Below are 19,978 nucleotides of genomic sequence, written 5' to 3' on the forward strand. Positions count from 1 at the left end.
CATTGCCGGATCTTCCTGCCGCCCTCTGCCTTCCCCGGAAAGCCGACCGGGATGCCGACCGGATTCTGCCGGGTTCAGCCGAGCCGGGCACTGTCTGCCGGAGTCGAGATGACATCTTTGAGTTCCGATCGGCTGGCGACATGCAGCTTCGAATACACCTGATAGAGGTGCCCCTCCACGGTGCGGACCGATACGTGCATCTGTTCCGCGATCTTGCGGTTCGCCGTGCCGGCAGCGGCCCGGACGGCCACTTCACATTCCCTCGCCGTCAGGGTCGACGTTGTGAGCGAGTGCAGACCGTTCTTGGGGCTGCCGAACTTGTCATCAAGCGACTGTTGCGTCCGCTGGGCGATGCGCAGAGCGATCCGGTTACCGGCGTCGTTGGCGCAGCTGACGGCCTTCCGGGCCGCATCCCGGGCGAAGACGGCGTTGCCGGATGTGTCGGCATCCTTGGACGCCCCCAGCAAGAGTTCGCTGTCGGCTTCCCGCATGCCTTCTGCCAGCCGCGAGCACAGGGCCGCGAATTGCCCGGTCACCCGGCCCCCGAGGCTGCCGAGCTTGTGGCCCATCTGGCGGTCTCCCAACCTGGTGGCGGCGGACTGGAACAGGAGCGCAGTGGCCACGGCCGAGGTTTCCGTGTCGTTCTCCGCCTCGGCTGCCAGGGCGCGGATGGATGCTGCCCGCTGGCCGAGCTCGGCCTGGGCCGAGAGTTCGAAATAGCGTGTAAGCCGTTCCGCCAGCCAGGCCACGGGCGGCCGCGGCTGGTCCAAGTCGCCCAGCAGGAGGCCTGCCGTCTCCTCTTCGCCTTGAAGGGCGGCGGCATAGGCACAGACTGCCGTGGCCAGCCCAGTCAAAGCATCGGGGTCCTGGGCCCGGAGCTGCCACCTGCCGGCCTGCAGTCGGGACAGTGCGTCGTCCAGATGGCCGGCGTGCAGGTCAACGACGCCGTGCCCAATCTCGAACATCCCGCCGAGCCGGGTCTGGGGCTCGACGCCCCCGTAAGTCACGTCAAGATACGCGGATGCTTCCCGGAAATTTGCCGAGAGCAGAAGCAGGAACAAGAACCTGCCCCTTACCTCACGGACTGCACGGTCCGTGAGGCACACGTTGGCTGTGGCCGCCAGGACCTGCTTTCCCAGGGCCAGCGCCATTACGGCGTTGCCAGTGACGGCTAGGGCCTCGGCGCGGACACTGGCGGTCATGATGCGCAGTTCGCTGCCCAGGTCCGTGGTGTCCACATGCTCGGTCGCGGCCAGGACATCGGCGTAGCGTCCCTGGAATGCGGCGAGCTCGGCCTCGGCCAGGCGCAGCTGCTCGCGGGCCGCGTCCACCGCGGGGGTGTGCTGCTCCGGTTCTGCCGCCAGCCGCTCCGCGAGCTCGCGCAGCCTGGCCCTGGGATCGGCTCCAGGGACCGGGCTGCGCTTTTCCAGCTCTGCCCGCAGCAGCTGCAAGGCTGTCCACTCGGACACTGGAAGCTCCCGGCAGGCGGCGTCATCAAGGGCGTCCAGAACCCGCCGCGCGGACTCCGCGTTGTTCACCAGAATGTGGGCATTCACCGCTTCGATGGCCGTCAGGACCGGGCGTTCGCTTCCTTCGGCCTCCTGGATGAACCGCAGTGCCGCCGCGGGGTCGGACCCGCTGTTCGCGGTGTGGGCCGCGGCCAGCGCCACCTCCGGGCGCACCTGCTCTCCACAGTCCAGCGCCCAGGCGACGGCGGTCGCGCTGCCGGCGTCCAGGGCATCCGGCTCCTGGAGTACGGCCGTGAGCCGGCGGCGGAGTTCAGCGCTGCGGCCGGGCGGCACAACGCTGGCGACGATTCCGGCCGTCACGGGGTTGGCGACGCTAACCATCGGCGGATGGTCATGGGTGACCCGGATCAGGGCCCGCTCCTGGAGCGCGTCCATGTCCTGCGGGTTGGCGATCAGCATGAGGGTCTGCAGCGGGACCGAGCCGGCAAGTGCCAGCAGTTCAAAGACGTCGCGCTGGCCGGCGCCTAGCCGGTTCAGGCGTGCCTTCACGACGTCCCGGATCTCGCCGGTCAAGGCAATGGGGCCGTTGCCCAGGAACCATACGCCGTCCTGGCGTACCAGTGTGCCCAGCTTGATCTGTTCCCGGGCGAGCGAATGGAGGAACAAGGCGTTGCCCCCGCTAGCGCTCCACAGGGCCCGGGCTGCGGTCAGGGAGAAACGGCCGCCGTATTCGTGATCCAGCGTTGCGGCCGTCTCGGCGAAGTCGAACGATCCCAGGTCTACCCGCCGGAGCAGGTCGTCCTTCCACAGGCCCATGATGTCGCCGCCGACGTGGGGCATGTCCACGCACGCCGCCAACAGGGTGACATGGGCCCCCGCGCTCAGCTGGGCCACCATCATGCTCGAGAGCTCGTCGAGGTCATGGGCGTTGTCCACGAAAAGAATGATTCGCCGCCCCTCGGATTTGTTGTGGAGCAGCTGGGTCAGTCCGCGCAGCACCATCAGGGGGTGCTCGAGATGGGAGGCGTCGAGGTCGTTCAGGAGGACGCTCAGGGCCCCGTAGGGAAGCTTGGAGGAAATGGAGCTGCCACGGACCTGGACAACCAGGTAATCGTCGCCGAGCTGCTCAAGGGCTCGCTGGGCGATAAAGGATTTGCCGGCCCCGTGGTCGCCCACAAGTACGATGCCGCAGCCCGAACCTGACGTCAGGGTTTCAATGACGTCGGCAACGACCTGCTGGCGGGTGAAGGGTTTGTCTTTGTTCCGTCCATGTCCGTTTCTTGGCGCGGGAAAAATGGCTTCTGTCTGGCCGCTGCCCGCAGGCAAGCCGGCTTCTTGCTGGAACATATGAGAGACCTTCGCTGTCAAAGTGTGAGCGGTGATACCTCAACGGTAGGGACTACGCGTTTTTTCGGTATGCGTAAGTAGTACTCGATTACGCAGCAAGTATTCCGCTGCCTCTACGTAGCTGTACTCAGTTGGACCCGAGCACCGAGTGGCCGAAAGCAAGTAGTCGGAATCCCGTCGCGCGTGTCCCTGACGGTAGGGTCCCGGAAACCGGAAATTCGGCCTGCCGCAGGCCCGGCCGGCAGCTTGTACGCTGGCGTCCGTCTGCTACCGTCCGCCGATGCCGGGAAGCTCTTCGCGGCCCTTGACGTTGAGCTTGGCGTAGCTGCGGTAGAGATGGCCTTCAACCGTGCGGACGGACACCTGGAGTTCGGCGGCAATCTGCCGGTCGGTGAGGCCGCGCACCGCCAGAGCCACAATGTCGCGTTCGCGGCGGGTCAGTATGCCGAGCGAGTCATCGCTCCTGGCCGCGTCCTCACCGGGGAGGTCGTCGGCCCGGTCCAGGCACCGCTTCCGCTGGGAGTTCGCCATGCGCTCTCTCAATGTGTCGCCCGCGGCCCGATAGGCGTGCGCCGCGGCGTCGTAGGCAAGGGCGGCAAAGGTCCACAGTTCCGCAGCTTCACAGGTTTTCGCGGCCTCAAGGTGGTCTGCGGGGCTGTCCGTGCTGATGGCTGCCGCGTAAGCGCAGATCGCGGCGGGCCGTGGGCCCTCAAGCCCGTCCCGGAGTTCGAGCAGTCTCGGCGCCGAGTCCGTATCCCCCAGTTCCAGGCAAAAGGCCAGTGCGTCGAGTTCGAGGCCGGGGGTGTCCATGTCCGGGTCCGGGTGTCCGAGCCGCTTCAGTTCCGCGATGGCGCCGGGGTAATTCCCGAGCCGGGCCTTTCCGTAGACCACGGCCATCCCGGCCAGCGAGTGCATGTACCGCGGCAAGGCCGCGGGGGCCGCCTCGTAGTCGGCGAGGAGGAGCTCCGCCTTCGCCTGGGCACCGACTTCGGCGGCCGCCGCGAAGGCCATGGCAGCCGTAAGGGCGAACAGTTGCTGGGGGTCGGTCAACCTCAGGGCTTCGAGCGCGGCGCTCAGGGTGTTCAGGGCCTGGGCAGCCTTGCCCTGGTAGAGCAGGATGATGCCGTGAGCCGCGTGGACTCCCCCGCCGAAGGAAATCAGGCTGGGCCCGGATCCGGCGACAAAGCTGGTCAGGAGCGTTTCTGCCCCGTGCCAGTCCCCGGAGTGGATGGCGGCGGCGGCGGAACGGACCACCAGGAAGTCGGTGAGGAAGTAGAGCTCATCGTGATCGGCTCCGGCGGCTTCGATGGCCCTGGACATCACGGCGAGGGCGCCCAGTCCCTTGCCGCCGGCGAGGAGCCGCTCCGCGTCGAGGCAGAGCCGGAACACTTTCTCGAGGGCATTGGCCGCAGGCAGGGTAGCACCACCCGCTTCCGCCGTGGCAGGGGCCGCGGCGTACTCGCCTGACAGTGCCAGGACCATGGCTTCCATGGTGGCCAGGCGCTCCTTTGTGGCGCGCATAATGGCTTCAGCGTCATCGGGCCGGCCCGCGGCGAGGCGTTCGGCGGCACGTTGGAGCACCTGTGCCCGTGTCATGATCTCCGCCGGCGTGTGGCCCAATGCCGTCATCACGGCGGCCCACAGGAGCGATCCCGCCAAGAGGCCGGGGATGCTGTTGCCCTTGCCGAAATCGGCGTCGAGGATGTCCCGCGCCGCCACATAGTCGGAGGCGTTGTAGCGCGTCCGTGCTATTACGGCACGGGCCGCCATCTGCAGTTCCGGATCCTTGACCAGGACGGCAGCCCTCCGGGCAAGCTCATCCTCGTAGAGCCGGCTGGCCAGCACGGCGGCCCGAAGGAGCTGCCGGTCCTCGACCTCCGCACCGCATTCGATCGACCAGCTCACGTGGCGCAGCAGTCCTTCGGCCGACGTCGGCTCGCTGTCCATCTTCCGCAGCAGGCTCTGCCGAAGTTGCAGGCTCCTCGCCGGCGAGATCAGGTTCCGCAAGGTGTCGCCGTACACGGTGTGCCACAGCCGCAGCTCTCCGGTTGCGCGATCCGTCACGCGGATCAGTTCGCTGTCGATCAGCGATCCCACGGCCTCTTCGCCGGTCACAGACTCGATCAGGTCCCTGGCCACGGGTTCAGCCAGCGCCACCAGATTAAGGGCCTGCCGTTCTTCCGGCGAGCGCAGCAGCAGCTGGCGGCGCACGACGTCGGTGAGCCGTTCGCCGTGGCTGTTGAGGTGGCGGGTAAACAACCAGACACCGTTGCGCCGGAGCAGCGTCCCGTCGTTCCTGGCGTCGTCGAGGAGCCCGTTGAGGAGCATCGGGTTGCCGCCGGAGGCCTCCCAGAGGATCTCGGCGACGTTCGGCAGCACTTGCGAGCCGAGCTCGCCCTCCAGCATCTCTGTGGTCTGCGGGAGAGTGAGCGGGCGGAGGTCGTGCCGTTCGGCGATGCCTTCAAACCACAGCTGCAGGAGTGGTTCCGGCAGTCCTGGCCGGGCGGCCGCGCCCACGAGGAGTTTCGCCCAGCCGGCCGCAGCCAGTTCCGCCAGGATCCCGGCCGTCGCCTCGTCGAGGTCGTGGGCATCGTCGACGACGAGCAGCAGCGGCTTCTGGGTAGCGCGCTTCTGCTCCTCCAGGTGCGCCCACAGCGTCCGCAACACGGCCAGCTGCGATGTTGCTTCCTGGACCGGCAGTCCGACGATGAAGGGGCCAAGGACACCGTACGGCACCTTGGTCAGCGACGCGCTGCCGTGGATGGGCACCGGCGTCACCCCCGCGCCCAGCTCCGCCACGACGGCTTCGATGAGCCTGGATTTGCCCATTCCGCTGTCGCCGAGGACGAATACGGCCACATGGCTGCCGCCTTGAAGGGCCTCGACTGCCGACAACAAATCTTCCGACCTCCCGGTCAAGGCGCGGGTCGGCGCCGTGCCGGGGCCTCCCGCCGGGCCCCTAGATGAGTCCAAGCAGATCACTTCGCGAAGAAACGCCGAGCTTCGTGAACACCTGGTACAGGTGGCCCTCCACAGTTCTGACGGAAATGCCCACTTCCAGGGCGATGTCCTTGTTGGAGACCCCGTTCCCGGCAAGGGTGGCGATTTGCCGTTCTCGTTCCGTCAGCAGCGGGCCCTTGTTGCGGGGCATGACGGGCAGCGCCGGAACGGATTCCGAGAGGCTCTCGAGCATGCTGTACGCGGCGTTGGCGCTGGCGGTCAGTCCGGCGCCCTTCGCGTAGTCGAACGCGAGTGCCGCGCACCTGGCCTGGACAGCGTCAAGTTCGAGGGCCGCGGCCTGCCCGGCCGCTTCGAGCATGATCGCCGCGTCTTTCTTCCGGCTGCCGACGGCGACGGTTCTGGACAGCTCGGCAAGCGGCCCCTGCCGCAGCCCGGCGATTTCCTCCATGAAAAGAAAATCCTTGACGGTTCCGTTGACCGTGGCTCCGAGCATGCAGATGCCGGCAAGCGTGTGGCGGCCCTTCCGGAAATGTGCCTCCGCCGAGCGCACCAGCCGGTCCTTGGCTTCGGGGTCACCGAGCCACCGCGAGGCCATGTCCAGGCAGAACTCCGCGGAAGTGGCGACGGTGAAGCGGGCCGGGCCGTCAGCCGAACGGGCCCGGTCCAGGTAGATGGTGGCCTGGACCGAGTTGCCGGTCTGCGCGTAGGCAAAAGCGGTGGCGGCGTAGGCCTGGCGCAGGGACTGCAGGCTCGCCCGAACCTCTAGTTGGGCGATCGCGGCCAGCAGCGGGTCCAGTGCCATGTATCCCCGGCCGGCATAAACGTAGGCGAGCCCGACGGCGAGGTCGGTTGCGGCGCTACCAGAATGCAGCCCGTGCCCTGCCCGGCCGCTCGCGTCCTTGAGCATGTCGATGGCTTGGCGCCACAGGCCGGAGATGAGCAGGACGTTGAAGGAGCGCCAGGCAAAGTTTTCGCGGATGCGCGGCACGTTGGACCACTCGCCCAGCTGTCCGCCGATCTCCCGCATGAGTTTGCGGGCATCGAGTTCGTGGCCGGTCAGGGACCAGGCCTCCATCAGGATGATGGCCGATCTGAGCCGGTGCACGGGATCGGCGCCCGGGACGTCGGTGGTGGCCGCGGTGGTGAGCCGCTCCATGACGGGCTCGAAATCCCCGATGAAGGAGAAGTAGTTGAACTCGCACAGATCCAGGCACAGCGCGGCCCGGGAAAGTGCCGCCGGGGTGGCGGGCGGCTCGCCCAGGCTCAGGTCCTGGAGCCGGACCCTGGCCTGCCGGAGCAGTTCGGGGACTTGGCCGGACCGGTCCTCCAGCCACGCCATGCAGTCGGCTTTCGCCGCAATGAATTCGGCGAAGTTCGCGGCCGCGAGGTCGGTGACCTGCCGTTCGGAGACATCGTCCAGCGCGGACATGGCCTGCAGTGGCAGCCCGAGCTGGAGGTAGGCGGCCGATTTCTGGAGCTGTCCCTCGGCCCACTCAGGGTCCGAGGGAGACAGGCTGCCCGCGCATTTGAGGGCAAACTTCGGGTCGAAGAGCTTGACGGCGGCGCTGGCAGCCGCGACAGCGTGTGCGGGTGCGAGCTGGGCGTTGCAGTCGTGGGTCCACGCCGCGTAGGCCAGCAAATCCTCGACTGTCAGCTCGTCCAGTTCATGTTCCTGGTGCCCTGGGACCTTGTCCCGAAGCTCCAGGCGTCGCTCCACGCTCAGCCAGTTGCGGACAATGTCGCCGAGGTAGCGGTCGCCCAGGGTGACGAGGTGCCGGTCCATGCGGTCGACCACGATCTGGCCGGCCTCTTCCATGTCTGCGATAACTCCGGGGCTGTACATCCTGGCGAGCCGGGACAGTGGCAGCGTCCGGGCACATGAGAGGACGTCGATGACCTCCCGGGCCTCTGGCGATTCCCTGGCATACCTGGCCCGGACAATATCCTCCAGCGCCGTCCGGCCATCGAGCACGACTTCGTCGACTAGTGTCCACACGGATCCGGACAAGACGAGGTTTCCGCGTTCGATTTGTTCGGAGACGACGGCCTGCAGGAGCGTGGGGCTGCCGCCGACCAGCTGGTGCAGCTGGCTTGCCAGGGCCGTCGAGACCCGATGGCCCAGGGCTGACTGCAGGACCTCCAGCGTTTCGAGTTCGGTCAGGTTGGCGAGCCGGACCTCGGCAAGCTGGCCCGAGGTGATGAGCCAGTAGAAATCCGGCGGAAGGTCTGTGGTGCGCTGGGCCGTTGCGATCAGCCGGGCGGTCCGGGTCTGCAGCAGGTTTAGCAGGACCCCGGTACTGAGTTCGTCGAGGGACCCGGCGTTGTCGAGCAGGATCACGCACTGGCGGCCGGCGGCGTCGTCGCGGATCAGCGAGGTAATACCGTGCAGGATGGCGGTCGGCGAGCCTAGGGAGCTCTGCGGGAGCCGCGCAAGGGTAAAGGCGAGGCAACCGTACGGGGTTGCCGATCCAGGCCCCGAGCTGCGGAGCTGGATGGTGTACACCTCGGGGCCGAATCCCCCGAGGGCAGTCCGGCCGACCAGCGTCTTTCCGACACCCCGGTCGCCCGTGATGACAACGCCCATCCGGTCTTGCTCCAGCAGTTCCTTGCGGACACGCTCGGCATCAGCGTGCCGCGCCAAACCGGACCAGCCGTGTCTCGCGACCGGACCGGCAGCATGTTCTTCTTCGGCGGGTGCCAATGTAGTGGAAACATTCCCCCAGCCCAGCGAATCCCTCGACATGTAGTTTCCTTCGTACCGCTTTGCAGACAGCAACCCCAGACTGCCCACTTAGAAGTAGCGTATCCCTATCCCCCGACATGAGAGTAGACAGATCATAGCTGGAATGCGGAAAGCTTGGAAAGAAAACACGCAATGCGCAGGCAACTATTCCGTGCGGCACCTGCCGCGGGGCCGGACGGCTTCGCGGCAGGGCGCTTGGCCACGTTGAGTTTCGGGCCGTATTTACGTGGCCTTGGCCGGGTGGAACTTTTGCTGGGCGGCGAGCAGGCCGTCCCTGACCAGGACCTCGACGGCGTCGGCCGCCGAGTCGATGAGGAAGGGCAGTTCCTTTTTCTCCGGGGAGGAAAAATCGCGCAGGACGAAGTCCGCTGTCTCCATCCGACCGGGCGGACGCCCGACGCCCACGCGCACCCGCAGGTAGTCCTTGGTGGCCAGGGCCTTGGAGATGTCCCTGAGACCGTTGTGGCCGCCTTCGCCGCCGCCGATCTTGAGCCGCACGGTGTCGAAGGGGATGTCGATCTCGTCGTGGACGGCAATCACATGGGCGGGATCGATGCCGTAGAACTGGGCGAGGGCCGAGACCGGGCCACCGGAGACGTTCATATAGGACAGCGGCTTTGCCAGCACGATCCGGGGTCCGCCGATGCCCAGCCGCCCTTCCAGAACATGGGCACGGGACTTGTGCGATTTGAAGCCGTCGCCGACGCGCGAGGCGAGTTCGTCAAGGACCATCTGGCCGACGTTGTGCCGGTTGTGGCTGTACTCGGATCCGGGGTTGCCAAGGCCTACGATCAGCCAGGTGTCGGTCATGGATCAGTCCTTCGGTGGGACGCGGCAGGGTGGGGCGCCAGGTGGGACGCTCAGGCGGAGCCGGCTCCGGTGCCGCCTGCGGCGCGGGATACGACGACAATCAGAGACGACGAACATCAGAGACGACGGCGGCCGGGCCCCTGAGGGACCCGGCCGCCGCTAAATTCACCGGAATTACTCGGCTGCGGCCGAGGAACCTTCGGTGGTGTCGGCCGAAGCCTCTTCCTCGGAGACCTCGGTGGCCTCGGAGATGTGAACGACCAGAGCCTCGGCGTCGGCCAGCAGGACGGAGCCCTTCGGAAGGACGAGGTCGGAAGCGTGGATGTGCTCGCCGGCCGTGCGGCCCTCAATGCTGACCTCGATGGCGGTGGGCAGGTGGGTTGCCTCGGCCTCAAGAGAGACGGTGGTCATTTCCTGGTTGTACACGTTGCCCGGAGCCAGTTCACCGTTCAGGTGCACGGGGACGTCAACGGTGACCTTCTCGCCGGTGCGGACGGTCAGCAGGTCGAGGTGCTCGATGATCTGCTTGATCGGGTCGCGCTGGATGTCCTTGACGAGGGCCAGGTGCTGCTCGCCGTCGATGTCCAGGGTCAGCAGGGCGTTGGCCTTGCGGACGGCCAGGGTGGTGGCCTTCGCCGGAAGGGTGATGTGGATCGGCTCGGCGCCGTGGCCGTAGATGACGGCCGGGATCAGGTTGGCCATGCGGGCGCGGCGGGCGAAGCCCTTGCCGAATTCGGTGCGGACTTCTGCTGCGAGCTTCTGCTCAGACATGGATATCTCCTCGTGGGATTTCAAGCTGTGGGACTAACGGTGTTCAGCAAGGGCGGAGGTCTGTTTACGACCTTCAACGCCGGGCTGCCGTGCAGCTGCCCTTCAGAAGGAGATTCAGACCCAGTCGATAACGGAGACCAGCAATCCGGTTGACCGTGCATACAACTAATGCAAACGGCCTGCCGGCGCTCTCCCTCGCCAAGGTTTCGGTACAAGGCTACCAGCGGAGGACCCGGTTTCTGAAACCTGGCCCTCCGCAGGCCGGCTCAGGCCTGGCCGTCGAACAGGCTGGTGACGGAGCCGTCGTCGAACACTTCACGGATGGCGCGGGCGATCAGCGGCGCGATGGACAGCACGGTCAGCTGCGGGAAGCGCTTGTCCGGGGTGATCGGCAGGGTGTTGGTGACCACTACCTCGCGGGCGCCTGACTCGGACAGCCGGCGGGCCGCCGGATCGGAGAACACGGCGTGGGTCGCGGCGATGATGACATCCTTGGCGCCGGCGTTCTTGAGCACCTGGACGGCGCCGGAGATGGTTCCGCCGGTATCGATCATGTCGTCGATCAGGACGCAGGTGCGGCCTTCGATCTGGCCAACGACCGTCTTGGAGACCGCCTGGTTGGGTACGGTGAGGTCCCGGCTCTTGTGCACGAAGGCCAGCGGCGCGCCGCCGAGGCGCTCGGCCCACTGCTCGGCGACGCGGACGCGGCCGGTGTCCGGCGAGACGACCGTAACCTTGTCCGAGCCGACCCGGGTGCGGATGTAGTCGGCCAGGAGCGGGATGGCCATGAGGTGGTCCACGGGTCCGTCGAAGAAGCCCTGGATCTGGGAAGTGTGCAGGTCGACGCTCATGATGCGGTCGGCGCCGGCGGTCTTGTACAGATCGGCGACGAGGCGTGCCGAGATCGGCTCGCGGCCGCGGCCCTTCTTGTCCTGGCGGGCGTAGGGGTAGAACGGGGACACGACCGTGATGCGCTTGGCGGAGGCCCGCTTGAGCGAATCGATCATGATCAACTGTTCCATGAGCCAGTTGTTCAACGGGGCCGGGTGGGCCTGGATCACGAAGGCGTCGGTGCCTCGGACGCTCTCGCCGGCACGCACGTAGATCTCGCCGTTGGCGAAGTCGTAGGCGTCCAGGGGCAGCAGTTCAGTGCCCAGCTCCTTCGCGATCTCCTTGGCCAGCTCAGGGTGCGCGCGCCCTGCGGCCAGCACCAGCTTCTTCTCGCCGTGTGCCGTAATTTCGCTCATTATTGCTAGCCCTCTTCTGTCGGTGCCGGAGTAGTGGAGGATGTTGGGGCGGCGCCCGCGGCGTCGAACTCAGCGAGGGCGGACTCGGCGAGGGCGGCGGAGATGGAACCGGGGCGGTTCGCCGTAACCCAGCCGTCGGAGTTCCGCTGCTTGGCCAAGGTGACGGCGAGGGCGCCCGCCGGGACGTCCTGGCGGATGATCGCGCCGGCACCGCTGTAGGCGCCGTCGCCCACGCGGACGGGAGCGACGAACACGGTGTTGGAACCGGTGCGCACACCCGAGCCGATCACCGTGCGGTGCTTCTTCTCGCCGTCGTAGTTGGCGGTGATGTTGCCGCAGCCGATGTTGGTGTCCTCGCCGATTTCCGCGTCTCCGGCGTAGCCGAGGTGGGACAGCTTGGACCCGCGGCCGATCGTGACGTTCTTGGTTTCGTAGAACGCCCCGATCTTGCCGGTCTCGCCCAGGACGGTGCCGGGGCGCAGGTACGTGAAGGGGCCCACGCTGGCGCGCGGACCGATCGTGGAGCCGGAGCCGTGGGTCCGGATCACCTTCGCGCCCGCACCCACTGTGACGTCGGTCAGTGTGGTGTCCGGGCCGACGACGGCGTCGCGCGCCACCGTGGTGGCACCGTGCAGCTGCGTGTTGGGCAGGAGGCGGACGTCCTCCTCGAGGCTCACGGTGGCGTCGATCCACGTGGTGGCGGGATCCACGACCGTCACGCCGGCGCGCATCCAGGCTTCGACGGTGCGCCGGTTGTGTTCGGCTCCGAGCGCCGAGAGCTGGACACGGTCGTTGGCGCCCTCCACCTGCCAGCGGTCTTCGGTGACGACGGCGGCGACGCGCCCGCCCGCGGCGCGGGCCAGGGCCAGGACATCGGTGAGGTATTTTTCGCCCTGGACGTTGTCCGTGGTGACGTGGACCAGCGCGTCGCGCAGCACGGCGGCGTCGAAGGCGTAGATGCCGGAGTTGATCTCACGGATTTCGCGTTCGGTGCTGGTGGCGTCCTTGTGTTCGCGGATCCCCATGACGGTCCCGTCCCCTGCGCGGAGGATGCGGCCGTAGCCGGTGGCGTCGTCCAGCACGGCGGTGAGAACAGTGACGGCGTTGCCCTCGGCCTCGTGAGTCGCGACCAGCTCGGCGAGGAGTTCGCCGGTGAGCAGGGGGACGTCGCCATAAGTGACAACGACTGTTCCGCTCAGCGGACCCCCGGCGCCTGGCGCATCGAGGGCTTCCAGTGCGGCTTCGACCGCGCGGCCAGTGCCCGGCACTTCGTCCTGGTCCACGATCAGGGCCTTCGGGTCAAGGGCCGTGACATGGGCGGCGACGAGGTCGCGTTCGTGCCGGACCACGAGGGCCAGTTCACGGGGGTGGATACTGCGGGCCGCCTGAAGCGCGTGGCCGACCAGGGAGCGGCCGCCGATCTCATGGAGAATTTTTGGGGTACGGGATTTCATCCGGGTACCGGCCCCTGCAGCTAGGACAATCACGGCGGCTGGGCCAGTGTTCTCGGGGCTCACGTATTGGCTCTCCTTGCTTGGTTGCGCAGTGTGTCTCGCCAGTTCCGCTCATAGGACTCGAACCTATACTCCACGGCTCCAAAGGCCGGGGTGCTGCCATTACACCAGAGCGGATCGTGCCGGCATGACCTGTGGCACGAGAACCAATTCTGCCACGAAGGTTGATGCTCGTGCGACTCAGGGCCGCGAAAAGGGCGGCGGGCCGCTGCGGCCGGACGGTAGCGGGCCGTGCGGCCGGACGGTAGGGCATGATGGTGCCGTGAGCAAGAGTGCAGGCGCATCCGGCGGGGCGGACGGCGGTAGCGCAGGCCCGCGCGTGCCCCTGGCCACGCTGTCCGGCCCCCGCATGACGGGCCTGCAGCCGCCGCACGCAGTTGATTGGGATGGCTTTTCGCACGCCGCGGCCTGGACGGCACCACCATCGAGGAAATCGCCGCCTCCGCGGGCGTCTCAAAACCGGTGGTCTAAGGGCCCTTCGGCTCGAAGGAAGGCTTGTATGCGCAGGTGGTGGAATGTGAGTTCCACATCCTGCTGGCCGCCATCAACGATGCCCTGGCCGAGGACGCCAAGCCACGCGTCCTGGTAGAACGGGCCGCAGTGGCGCTGCTGACCTACATCGAGGACCGGACTTACGGCTTCCGCGTCCTCATGCGCGACGCGCCGACGTCCCACCCGGAGGGGCTTTTTCCACCCTGCTCTCGCAGGTGGCGGCCCGGGTGGAGCACATCCTCGAGGACGAGCTCGCCCGCCGCGGCTTCAGCCCCGCCGACGGCGCCATGTACGCCCGGATGCTCGTGGGAATGGTTGCGACCACCGGCCGGTGGTGGCAGGACAGCCGTACGCCGGACAAACGCGAAGTCGCCGCGCACCTGGTGAACCTGGCATGGAACGGCCTGACCGGGCTGCAGCAGGATCCCGGGCCCCGCAGCCAGGACTGAGTCCCGGTGTGGGCGCGCTTTCTGCCGTGGGACATGTCCAGTATTGGTTCCGAGGAATGGCCATAAGGCTAATATGCCCATCCCTGGCCCGCGCCAAGGGACATGTCCTGGGGGTTTTCAGCCCTGCAAGGGACATGTCCAGTGTCGGCCCGCGCAGTGGGACATGTCCTGCGGGTTTTCAGCCCTGCAAGGGACATGCCCAGTCTCGGCCCGCGCAGTGGGACATGCCCTGCGGGTTTTCAGCCCTGCAAGGGACATGCCCAGTCTCGGCCCGCGCAGTGGGACATGCCCTGCGGGTTTTCAGCCCTGCAAGGGACATGCCCAGTGTTGGCCTGCGTTGAGGGACATGTCCGGCGGCCTATCCAGCCCTCCGAGGGACTTCCGGAATGGGGTGCCGAGCCCCTTGAGCGCTCGGCGGGACATGCCCAGTACCGGTTCCGAGGAATGGACATAAGGCGAATATGCCCATCCCTGGCCCGCGCCGTGGGACATGTCCGGCGGGTTTTCAGCCCTGCAAGGGACATGTCCAGTGTTGGCCTGCGTTGAGGGACATGTCCTGCGCGTTTTCAGCGCTGCAAGGGACATGCCCAGTGTTGGCCTTCGCAGCGGGACTTGTCCTGTAGGTTTCAGCCTGCAAGGGACATGTCCAGCCGCGCCTGAACACACTGGGCATGTCCCGCGCCCGCCCGGAGGCTACTCCCCCAGCACTTCGAGGGCCTCGAGCCATTCGAGTTCGAGGGCTTCGCGTTCGCCGGCGAGCTCCCCGAGTTTGGCGTTGAGCTCGGCGAGCTGGTCGAACTTGCTGGCATCCCCGGCCCCGGCGGTCATCTGGGCGTGGATCTTGTCTTCCTGCTGCTTGAGCTTGCCCAGCTGGCGGTCGATCCGGTTCTTGGCCTTGCGGGCGTCGCGCTTTTCGGCCTCGGACGGGCCTGCGACGGCCGGGGCGGAGCCGGCAGCAGAGGAAGTGACGGGGTTCCCGCCACCGGTGATCGTGGAGCCCGCGAGTGCGCCTTCGCGCAGTTCGAGGTACTGGTCGACGCCGCGCGGCAGGGCGCGGATCTTCCCGTCGCCGAGGAGCGCCATCTGGTGGTCTGTGACGCGCTCCAGCAGGTACCGGTCGTGGCTGACCACAACGAGGGTGCCGGGCCAGCCGTCAAGCACGTCCTCGACGGCGGCGAGCGTATCGGTGTCGAGGTCGTTGGTGGGCTCGTCAAGCATCAGCACGTTCGGCTCCCCCACGAGCAGGCGCAGGAGCTGCAGCCGGCGGCGTTCGCCACCGGAGAGGTCCCTGACCGGGGTCCACTGCTTCTCGTTGGTGAAGCCAAGCTGCTCCACGAGCTGGCCGGCGGTGAATTCCTTGCCGCCGACGTTGAAGGAGCGCTTTTCCCGCTCGATCACTTCGATCACGCGCAGGTCCGAGACGTCGTCGAGTTCCTTGACCTCCTGGGTGAGGACCGCGGTGACCACCGTCTTGCCGCGCTTGACCTTCCCGGAGCTCGGCTGGATCTCGCCGTTGAGGAGCTTCAGCAGGGTGGTCTTGCCGGCGCCGTTGACGCCCACGAGGCCCAGCCGCTCCCCCGGCGCAAGCCGCAGCGTGATGTTGTCGAAGAGCTTCTGCCCGGCGTCGCCGCCGAGGAAGTCCAGTGAGACGTTCTCGAGGTCCAGGACGTCCTTGCCGAGCCGGGCCGTGGCCATCTTGCTCAGCGCCGTCGAGTCGCGCGGCTCGGGGACGTCGGCGATCAGGGCGTTGGCCGCCTCGATCCTGAACTTGGGCTTGGCGGTACGGGCCGGGGCACCGCGGCGGAGCCAGGCGAGCTCCTTCTTCACGAGCTGCTGGCGTTTGCTTTCCACCACGGAAGCGGAGCGGTCACGTTCGGCGCGGGCCAGCACATAGGCGGCGTAACCGCCGTCGAACGGGTCCATGATGCCGTCGTGGATTTCCCACGTCTTGGTGCAGACTTCGTCCAGGAACCAGCGGTCGTGGGTGACCACGAGGAAGGCGCCCTGGTTGGCCCGCCAGCGGGTCTTCAGGTGCCGGGACAGCCACGCGACGCCTTCGACGTCGAGGTGGTTGGTGGGCTCGTCGAGCATGATGACGTCGTGGTCCTCGATCAGCAGCTTGGCCAGCGCCACACGCCGCTTCTGCCCGCCGGAGAGCGCGTGGACGTTGGCGTGCCAGTCGACGTCGGACACGAGGCCGCCCATGACTTCGCGGATCTGGGGATTGCGGGCCCATTCATAGTCGGCCTGCTCCCCCACGATCGCGGCACCGACGGTGAGGTCGCCGTCGAGTACGTCGCTCTGGTCCAGGTAACCGATGTTAACCTCGCTGCGCTTGGTCACCCGGCCGGAGTCCGGGGTGGAGCGCATGGCCAGCAGCCGCATGAGGGTCGACTTGCCGTCGCCGTTGCGGCCCACCATCCCGATCCGGTCGCCCTCTTCAAGGCCGAGGGTGATGCCATCGAGGACGGTACGGGTTGCATACGAGACCGTGAGGTTCTCGCCGCCGAGCAGGTGTGCCACTGGGAACTGCTTTCTTAGGTGTATCGATTGGGTGGATCGGTGAAGCGATGCTGTTAAGTCATGATGCGGTGCGCCAAAAAGCTCCTAAAGGAGCGTATCGGAGATGATGCGGGCACCGTGCACCGGGCCGTGCACCGCCATGGCGTCGAAACTGTGGTGCCGGAGATCTTTGGCCAGCCCCTCGGCCGCCGCAGGGTTGTGTGCAAGGAACGCAACCGTGGGCCCGGAGCCGGAGACAATTCCGGCGATCGCCCCCAGGGATTCACCGAGGCCAAGGGTGTCCCGGAGGCCAGGGGCGAGTTCGATCGAGGCGCGCTGCAGGTCATTGACCAGGACACGGCTCAGGGCGTCGGCGTCGCCGCCGCGGAGGGCCTGGAGGATCATCGGGTCCACGGCGGTGGGCGCCTCGATCACTACGCCTTCGGTCACGCGCAGCCGGTCCAGGGCCCGGTAGACCTCCGGGGTGGGCAGGCCGAAGTCCGCCGTCACGAGTACCCAGTCGGTCTGGGCCTTGACGAGGGCGGGCGAGAGGTCGTCGCCCAAGCCGAGCCCCACGGCCGTGCCGCCGAGCAGCGCGAAGGGGACGTCGGCTCCGAGTTCCGCGGCCAGGTGGGCCAGTTCGTCGCGGGACAGGCCGCTGTTCCACAATGCGTCGCAGGCCAGCAAGGTGGCGGCGGCGTCGGCGGAACCGCCGCCCATGCCGCCGGCCACAGGCACCCGTTTCGTGATTTCCAGATGGACACCGGTGGAGTGTTCGGAGACGTCTGCCATGATGGCCGCCGCCTTGTAGGCCAGGTTGCGGTGATCGAGCGGAATATCCAGGCCGTCAAAGGTGCTCGCGTTACTGATGCTGACGGTGATCTCGCCGGTATCGGTGCTGGTGGCGGCAACTTCTTCGTAGAGTGAGACGGCCAGATAGACGCTGGCAACCGAGTGGTAGCCGTCCGGCCGCAACGGTCCGACGTCCAGTGAGACGTTGACCTTGCCTGGAGCCTTGACTCGAACAGTCCTCGCGGCAAAGCGCTCTCTCACTGCGTTCATGGCTCCACGCTATGGCATTGCGGCCCGGGCTCCAAGCACGGAACTGCGCCCGGGGGAAGCCATAAGGAGCTCACGACGACCTCAGGCGACCGGCTGCTCGTGCGCTTCAGCGATTCTGGCGAACGCCGCAATGTCGATCACTTCACCGCGGGCGGTGGGGTCGATGCCGGCGGCCCGCAGGCATCGTTCGGCCTCGGCGGCGCTGCCGGCCCAGCCGGCCAACGCGGCCCGGAGCGTCTTGCGGCGCTGCGCGAAGGCGGCGTCAATCACTGCGAAGACCTGCTCCCTGGTGGCAGTCGTGACGGGGGGCTCCCGGCGTGTGAACGCGACGAGTCCGGAATGGATTTTGGGCGCGGGCCAGAAGACGTTCATGCCGATCACGCCGGCCTTGCGCATGCTGCTGTACCAGGCGGCCTTGACCGAAGGCACGCCATAGGTCTTGGAACCGGGCCCTGCCGCGAGGCGGTCGGCGACTTCATCCTGGACCATGACCAGGCCGTGCTGCAGGCTCGGGAAGTGCTGCAGCAGGTGGAGCACCACCGGGACGGCGACGTTGTAGGGAAGGTTCGCCACAAGCGCTGTCGGCTCGACGGGAAGGTCGGTGACCCGCATGGCGTCGGCCAGGACGAGGTGGAAATTCCCGACGGCGTGCGGCCGCCACTGCCCCACCGTGGCCGGCAGACGCCCGGCGAGGACCGGATCGATTTCGACGGCGACCACGCTCCGGGCGGCATCCAGCAGGCCTAGGGTCAGCGACCCGAGCCCGGGACCGACTTCCAGGACTGTCTCATCGGCTTGGATGTCAGCGGTGTTCACGATCCGCCGGATGGTGTTGCCGTCGATGACGAAGTTCTGGCCGAGGGTCTTCGTTGGCCGCACGCCGATTTCCTCGGCCAGCCGGCGGATATCGGAGGCACCCATGAGCGGTGCGGGCGCCGCTCCGGGGAGGCTTTCGGGGGCGGAGGGGCTCGGTTCAGTCACCTAGGTATCCTATCCCGGCGCGGGTACGCCGCAGGCCGGGTCCGGAGGAATCCGGACCCGGCCTGTGCGGTCCCCTGGCTGTGGTCAGTAGCCGCGGAGTCGGGCGGTCAGTGGCCGGCTGTCAGCCGCCGGGCTGAGAACTGGCCTGGCCTGCTGGGCTGGCCAACTGGACTTGCGCGTGCTAGCTCGAGGCGGCCCAGCCGCAGCCCCAGGGCTGCAGGCCGCGCTGGGCGTAGATGCGGTTGGCGACGGCGATCTGCTGGGCCTTGCTGGCCGCTGCGGCGTTCGGGGCGTAGGCGCCGCCGCCGGAGCCGAGCCAAGTCCCGACGTCGAACTGCAGGCCGCCGTAGTAGCCGTTGCCGGAGTTGATGGACCAGTTGCCGCCGGACTCGCACTGGGCGATCTTGTCCCACATGCCCTGGTTCATCATGGCGGGGGCGGCTGCACCGGTGTTGGCGGCGGGCTCGGGCTTTTCCTTGGTGCCGACGGTCACCTTTTCAGTGACGGGCTGGGTGCTGACGGTCTCGGACACCAGGGTCCGGGAGGCTTCGCGGCCGTCCACGAGGACCAGCTTGAAGCTCTTGCTGGTGGTGCCGGCAACGCCGGCCTGGGTGACCTTCTTCTCACCCTTGAACATGTCCGCGCTCTCGGTGGTGAGTGTTTCGAAGGCGACGGGCTCGGTGGTTTTGGCCGTCTTGCTGACGTCGACGCGGGAAACCTTGATCACCATGTCATTGACCACGGGAGCGTTCCCGGGCTGGGACACGCGGTCGCTGGTTCCGAGGGACAGCTTGGCGTCCTCAAGGACCTTGGCCACGGTGGCCGCCGTGGTGGTGGTCTTGGTTGCCTTGCCGTCGGCAACGACACTCACGGATTTCGGCGTCGAGATGGAAACGAAGGAACCGGAGACGGCGAGCTGGGCGTCCTTGGGCACGGAGAGCTGCGAGGCGCTGGCCACGCCGAGTTCGGTCACGAGCCCTTCAACGGTGGGCGCGGTGGTGGAAATGGTCCGTTCGGCGCCGTCCAGGCTGACCTTGACGGCCTTGGCGAGGTTGACATTGATGACTGCCCCGTCCTGCACATGGGCGTCCAGCGAGGGCGACACCCGGTCGGATGGCTGCAGTTCAACCTTGGCACCCTTGACGACCTCCCCGACGGTTCCGCCGAAGGACTGGACGGAGCTGACTTTGCCATCCACGTTGAGTGTGATCGTCTTGTTATTGCCGACAAAGGCCACGAGGCCCAGCACCAGTGCCACCAGCACTACGAGTTGCGTGCCAACTTTGACGAAGCTGAACTTTCCATCCGATGTGAAGAACTTGACCACAATTGCCCGAATCTCTTGGACCTTCCGGGCACGGGGATAAGTACACGTGACCACCCTTCGTGAGCGCGCCAACGGCGGCTCCGGACATCGTCCGGAACGTCACGGAACATGCGTGCACTGCCTCACCCAAAACGAGAGCGCACATGTGGTTCGTTTGCCACAATGCACGCCCTGCTGGAGTGAAATTGACCGTAGGCCTTCCCCGACCCCGGCTAATAGTTGACCACTGTAATCGAAGCGTTATAAAGGCGCCAAGAATTGGTGCATACCCGGTATCTATCCCGGACGGCTGAAGAGGATCGA

The 19,978-nt window shown here is 67.0% G+C and carries 11 protein-coding genes, 1 tRNA gene and 1 pseudogene; 1 reads left to right on the top strand and 12 read right to left on the bottom strand.

Going from position 1 to position 19,978, the window contains the following annotated elements; genetic code table 11:
- Positions 1-74: 74 nt before the first annotated feature.
- The 8 genes from AC1DEM_RS06495 to AC1DEM_RS06530 all read right to left on the bottom strand — a co-directional run bounded on the left by AC1DEM_RS06495 (position 75) and on the right by AC1DEM_RS06530 (position 12,979).
- Complete coding sequence (locus tag AC1DEM_RS06495; RefSeq protein WP_476883698.1) at positions 75-2,816, bottom strand: helix-turn-helix transcriptional regulator; 2,742 nt, start codon at positions 2,814-2,816, stop codon at positions 75-77.
- Between the two features lie 267 nt (positions 2,817-3,083).
- The gene (locus AC1DEM_RS06500; protein WP_476883699.1) at positions 3,084-5,798 is read right to left on the bottom strand and encodes a helix-turn-helix transcriptional regulator; all 2,715 of its coding nucleotides are present in this window, start codon (positions 5,796-5,798) and stop codon (positions 3,084-3,086) included.
- A complete protein-coding gene (locus AC1DEM_RS06505) occupies positions 5,776-8,520 on the bottom strand; it encodes a LuxR C-terminal-related transcriptional regulator (RefSeq protein ID WP_476883700.1) in 2,745 nt (914 codons plus the stop codon). Before AC1DEM_RS06505 ends, AC1DEM_RS06500 begins: the two co-directional genes overlap by 23 nt.
- 222 nt (positions 8,521-8,742) lie before the next feature.
- The gene (gene pth, locus AC1DEM_RS06510; RefSeq protein WP_476883701.1) at positions 8,743-9,330 is read right to left on the bottom strand and encodes an aminoacyl-tRNA hydrolase; all 588 of its coding nucleotides are present in this window, start codon (positions 9,328-9,330) and stop codon (positions 8,743-8,745) included.
- A gap of 174 nt (positions 9,331-9,504) precedes the next feature.
- Entirely contained in the window at positions 9,505-10,101 is a 597-nt protein-coding gene (locus tag AC1DEM_RS06515) for a 50S ribosomal protein L25/general stress protein Ctc (protein WP_476883702.1), read from the bottom strand.
- 266 nt (positions 10,102-10,367) lie between these two features.
- The gene (locus tag AC1DEM_RS06520) at positions 10,368-11,348 is read right to left on the bottom strand and encodes a ribose-phosphate diphosphokinase (RefSeq protein ID WP_026537748.1); all 981 of its coding nucleotides are present in this window, start codon (positions 11,346-11,348) and stop codon (positions 10,368-10,370) included.
- A 5-nt stretch (positions 11,349-11,353) separates the two neighbouring features.
- The gene (gene glmU, locus AC1DEM_RS06525; RefSeq protein WP_476883703.1) at positions 11,354-12,865 is read right to left on the bottom strand and encodes a bifunctional UDP-N-acetylglucosamine diphosphorylase/glucosamine-1-phosphate N-acetyltransferase GlmU; all 1,512 of its coding nucleotides are present in this window, start codon (positions 12,863-12,865) and stop codon (positions 11,354-11,356) included.
- Between the two features lie 42 nt (positions 12,866-12,907).
- Positions 12,908-12,979, bottom strand: a tRNA-Gln gene (locus AC1DEM_RS06530).
- A 264-nt stretch (positions 12,980-13,243) separates the two neighbouring features.
- Here AC1DEM_RS06530 and AC1DEM_RS06535 point away from each other — a divergent pair.
- A pseudogene (locus AC1DEM_RS06535) lies at positions 13,244-13,803 on the top strand (TetR/AcrR family transcriptional regulator).
- Positions 13,804-14,496: 693 nt separating this feature from the next.
- Here AC1DEM_RS06535 and AC1DEM_RS06540 read toward each other — a convergent pair.
- The 4 genes from AC1DEM_RS06540 to AC1DEM_RS06555 form a co-directional block, all read right to left on the bottom strand.
- The gene (locus tag AC1DEM_RS06540; RefSeq protein WP_476883704.1) at positions 14,497-16,326 is read right to left on the bottom strand and encodes an ABC-F family ATP-binding cassette domain-containing protein; all 1,830 of its coding nucleotides are present in this window, start codon (positions 16,324-16,326) and stop codon (positions 14,497-14,499) included.
- Between the two features lie 84 nt (positions 16,327-16,410).
- Entirely contained in the window at positions 16,411-17,367 is a 957-nt protein-coding gene (locus AC1DEM_RS06545) for a 4-(cytidine 5'-diphospho)-2-C-methyl-D-erythritol kinase (protein ID WP_476883705.1), read from the bottom strand.
- Positions 17,368-17,448: 81 nt separating this feature from the next.
- Positions 17,449-18,288 carry a 16S rRNA (adenine(1518)-N(6)/adenine(1519)-N(6))-dimethyltransferase RsmA gene (gene rsmA, locus AC1DEM_RS06550; RefSeq protein WP_476883846.1) on the bottom strand — a complete coding sequence of 280 codons (840 nt, stop codon included), beginning with the start codon at positions 18,286-18,288 and terminating at the stop codon, positions 17,449-17,451.
- Between the two features lie 241 nt (positions 18,289-18,529).
- On the bottom strand, positions 18,530-19,675 hold the full coding sequence (locus AC1DEM_RS06555; RefSeq protein WP_476883706.1) for a ubiquitin-like domain-containing protein: 1,146 nt from the start codon (positions 19,673-19,675) through the stop codon (positions 18,530-18,532).
- Between the last annotated feature and the right edge of the window lie 303 nt (positions 19,676-19,978).

The sequence above is a fragment of the Arthrobacter sp. 05T420 genome (genome assembly GCF_056396305.1).

Bases quoted from the DNA above. Each gene is read 5' to 3' on its own strand.
- AC1DEM_RS06495 (WP_476883698.1), bottom strand. From the start codon at position 2,816: ATGTTCCAGCAAGAAGCCGGCTTGCCTGCGGGCAGCGGCCAGACAGAA.
- AC1DEM_RS06505 (WP_476883700.1), bottom strand. From the start codon at position 8,520: ATGTCGAGGGATTCGCTGGGCTGGGGGAATGTTTCCACTACATTGGCA.
- pth (WP_476883701.1), bottom strand. From the start codon at position 9,330: ATGACCGACACCTGGCTGATCGTAGGCCTTGGCAACCCCGGATCCGAG.
- AC1DEM_RS06515 (WP_476883702.1), bottom strand. From the start codon at position 10,101: ATGTCTGAGCAGAAGCTCGCAGCAGAAGTCCGCACCGAATTCGGCAAG.
- AC1DEM_RS06520 (WP_026537748.1), bottom strand. From the start codon at position 11,348: ATGAGCGAAATTACGGCACACGGCGAGAAGAAGCTGGTGCTGGCCGCA.
- AC1DEM_RS06545 (WP_476883705.1), bottom strand. From the start codon at position 17,367: ATGAACGCAGTGAGAGAGCGCTTTGCCGCGAGGACTGTTCGAGTCAAG.
- rsmA (WP_476883846.1), bottom strand. From the start codon at position 18,288: ATGGGTGCCTCCGATATCCGCCGGCTGGCCGAGGAAATCGGCGTGCGG.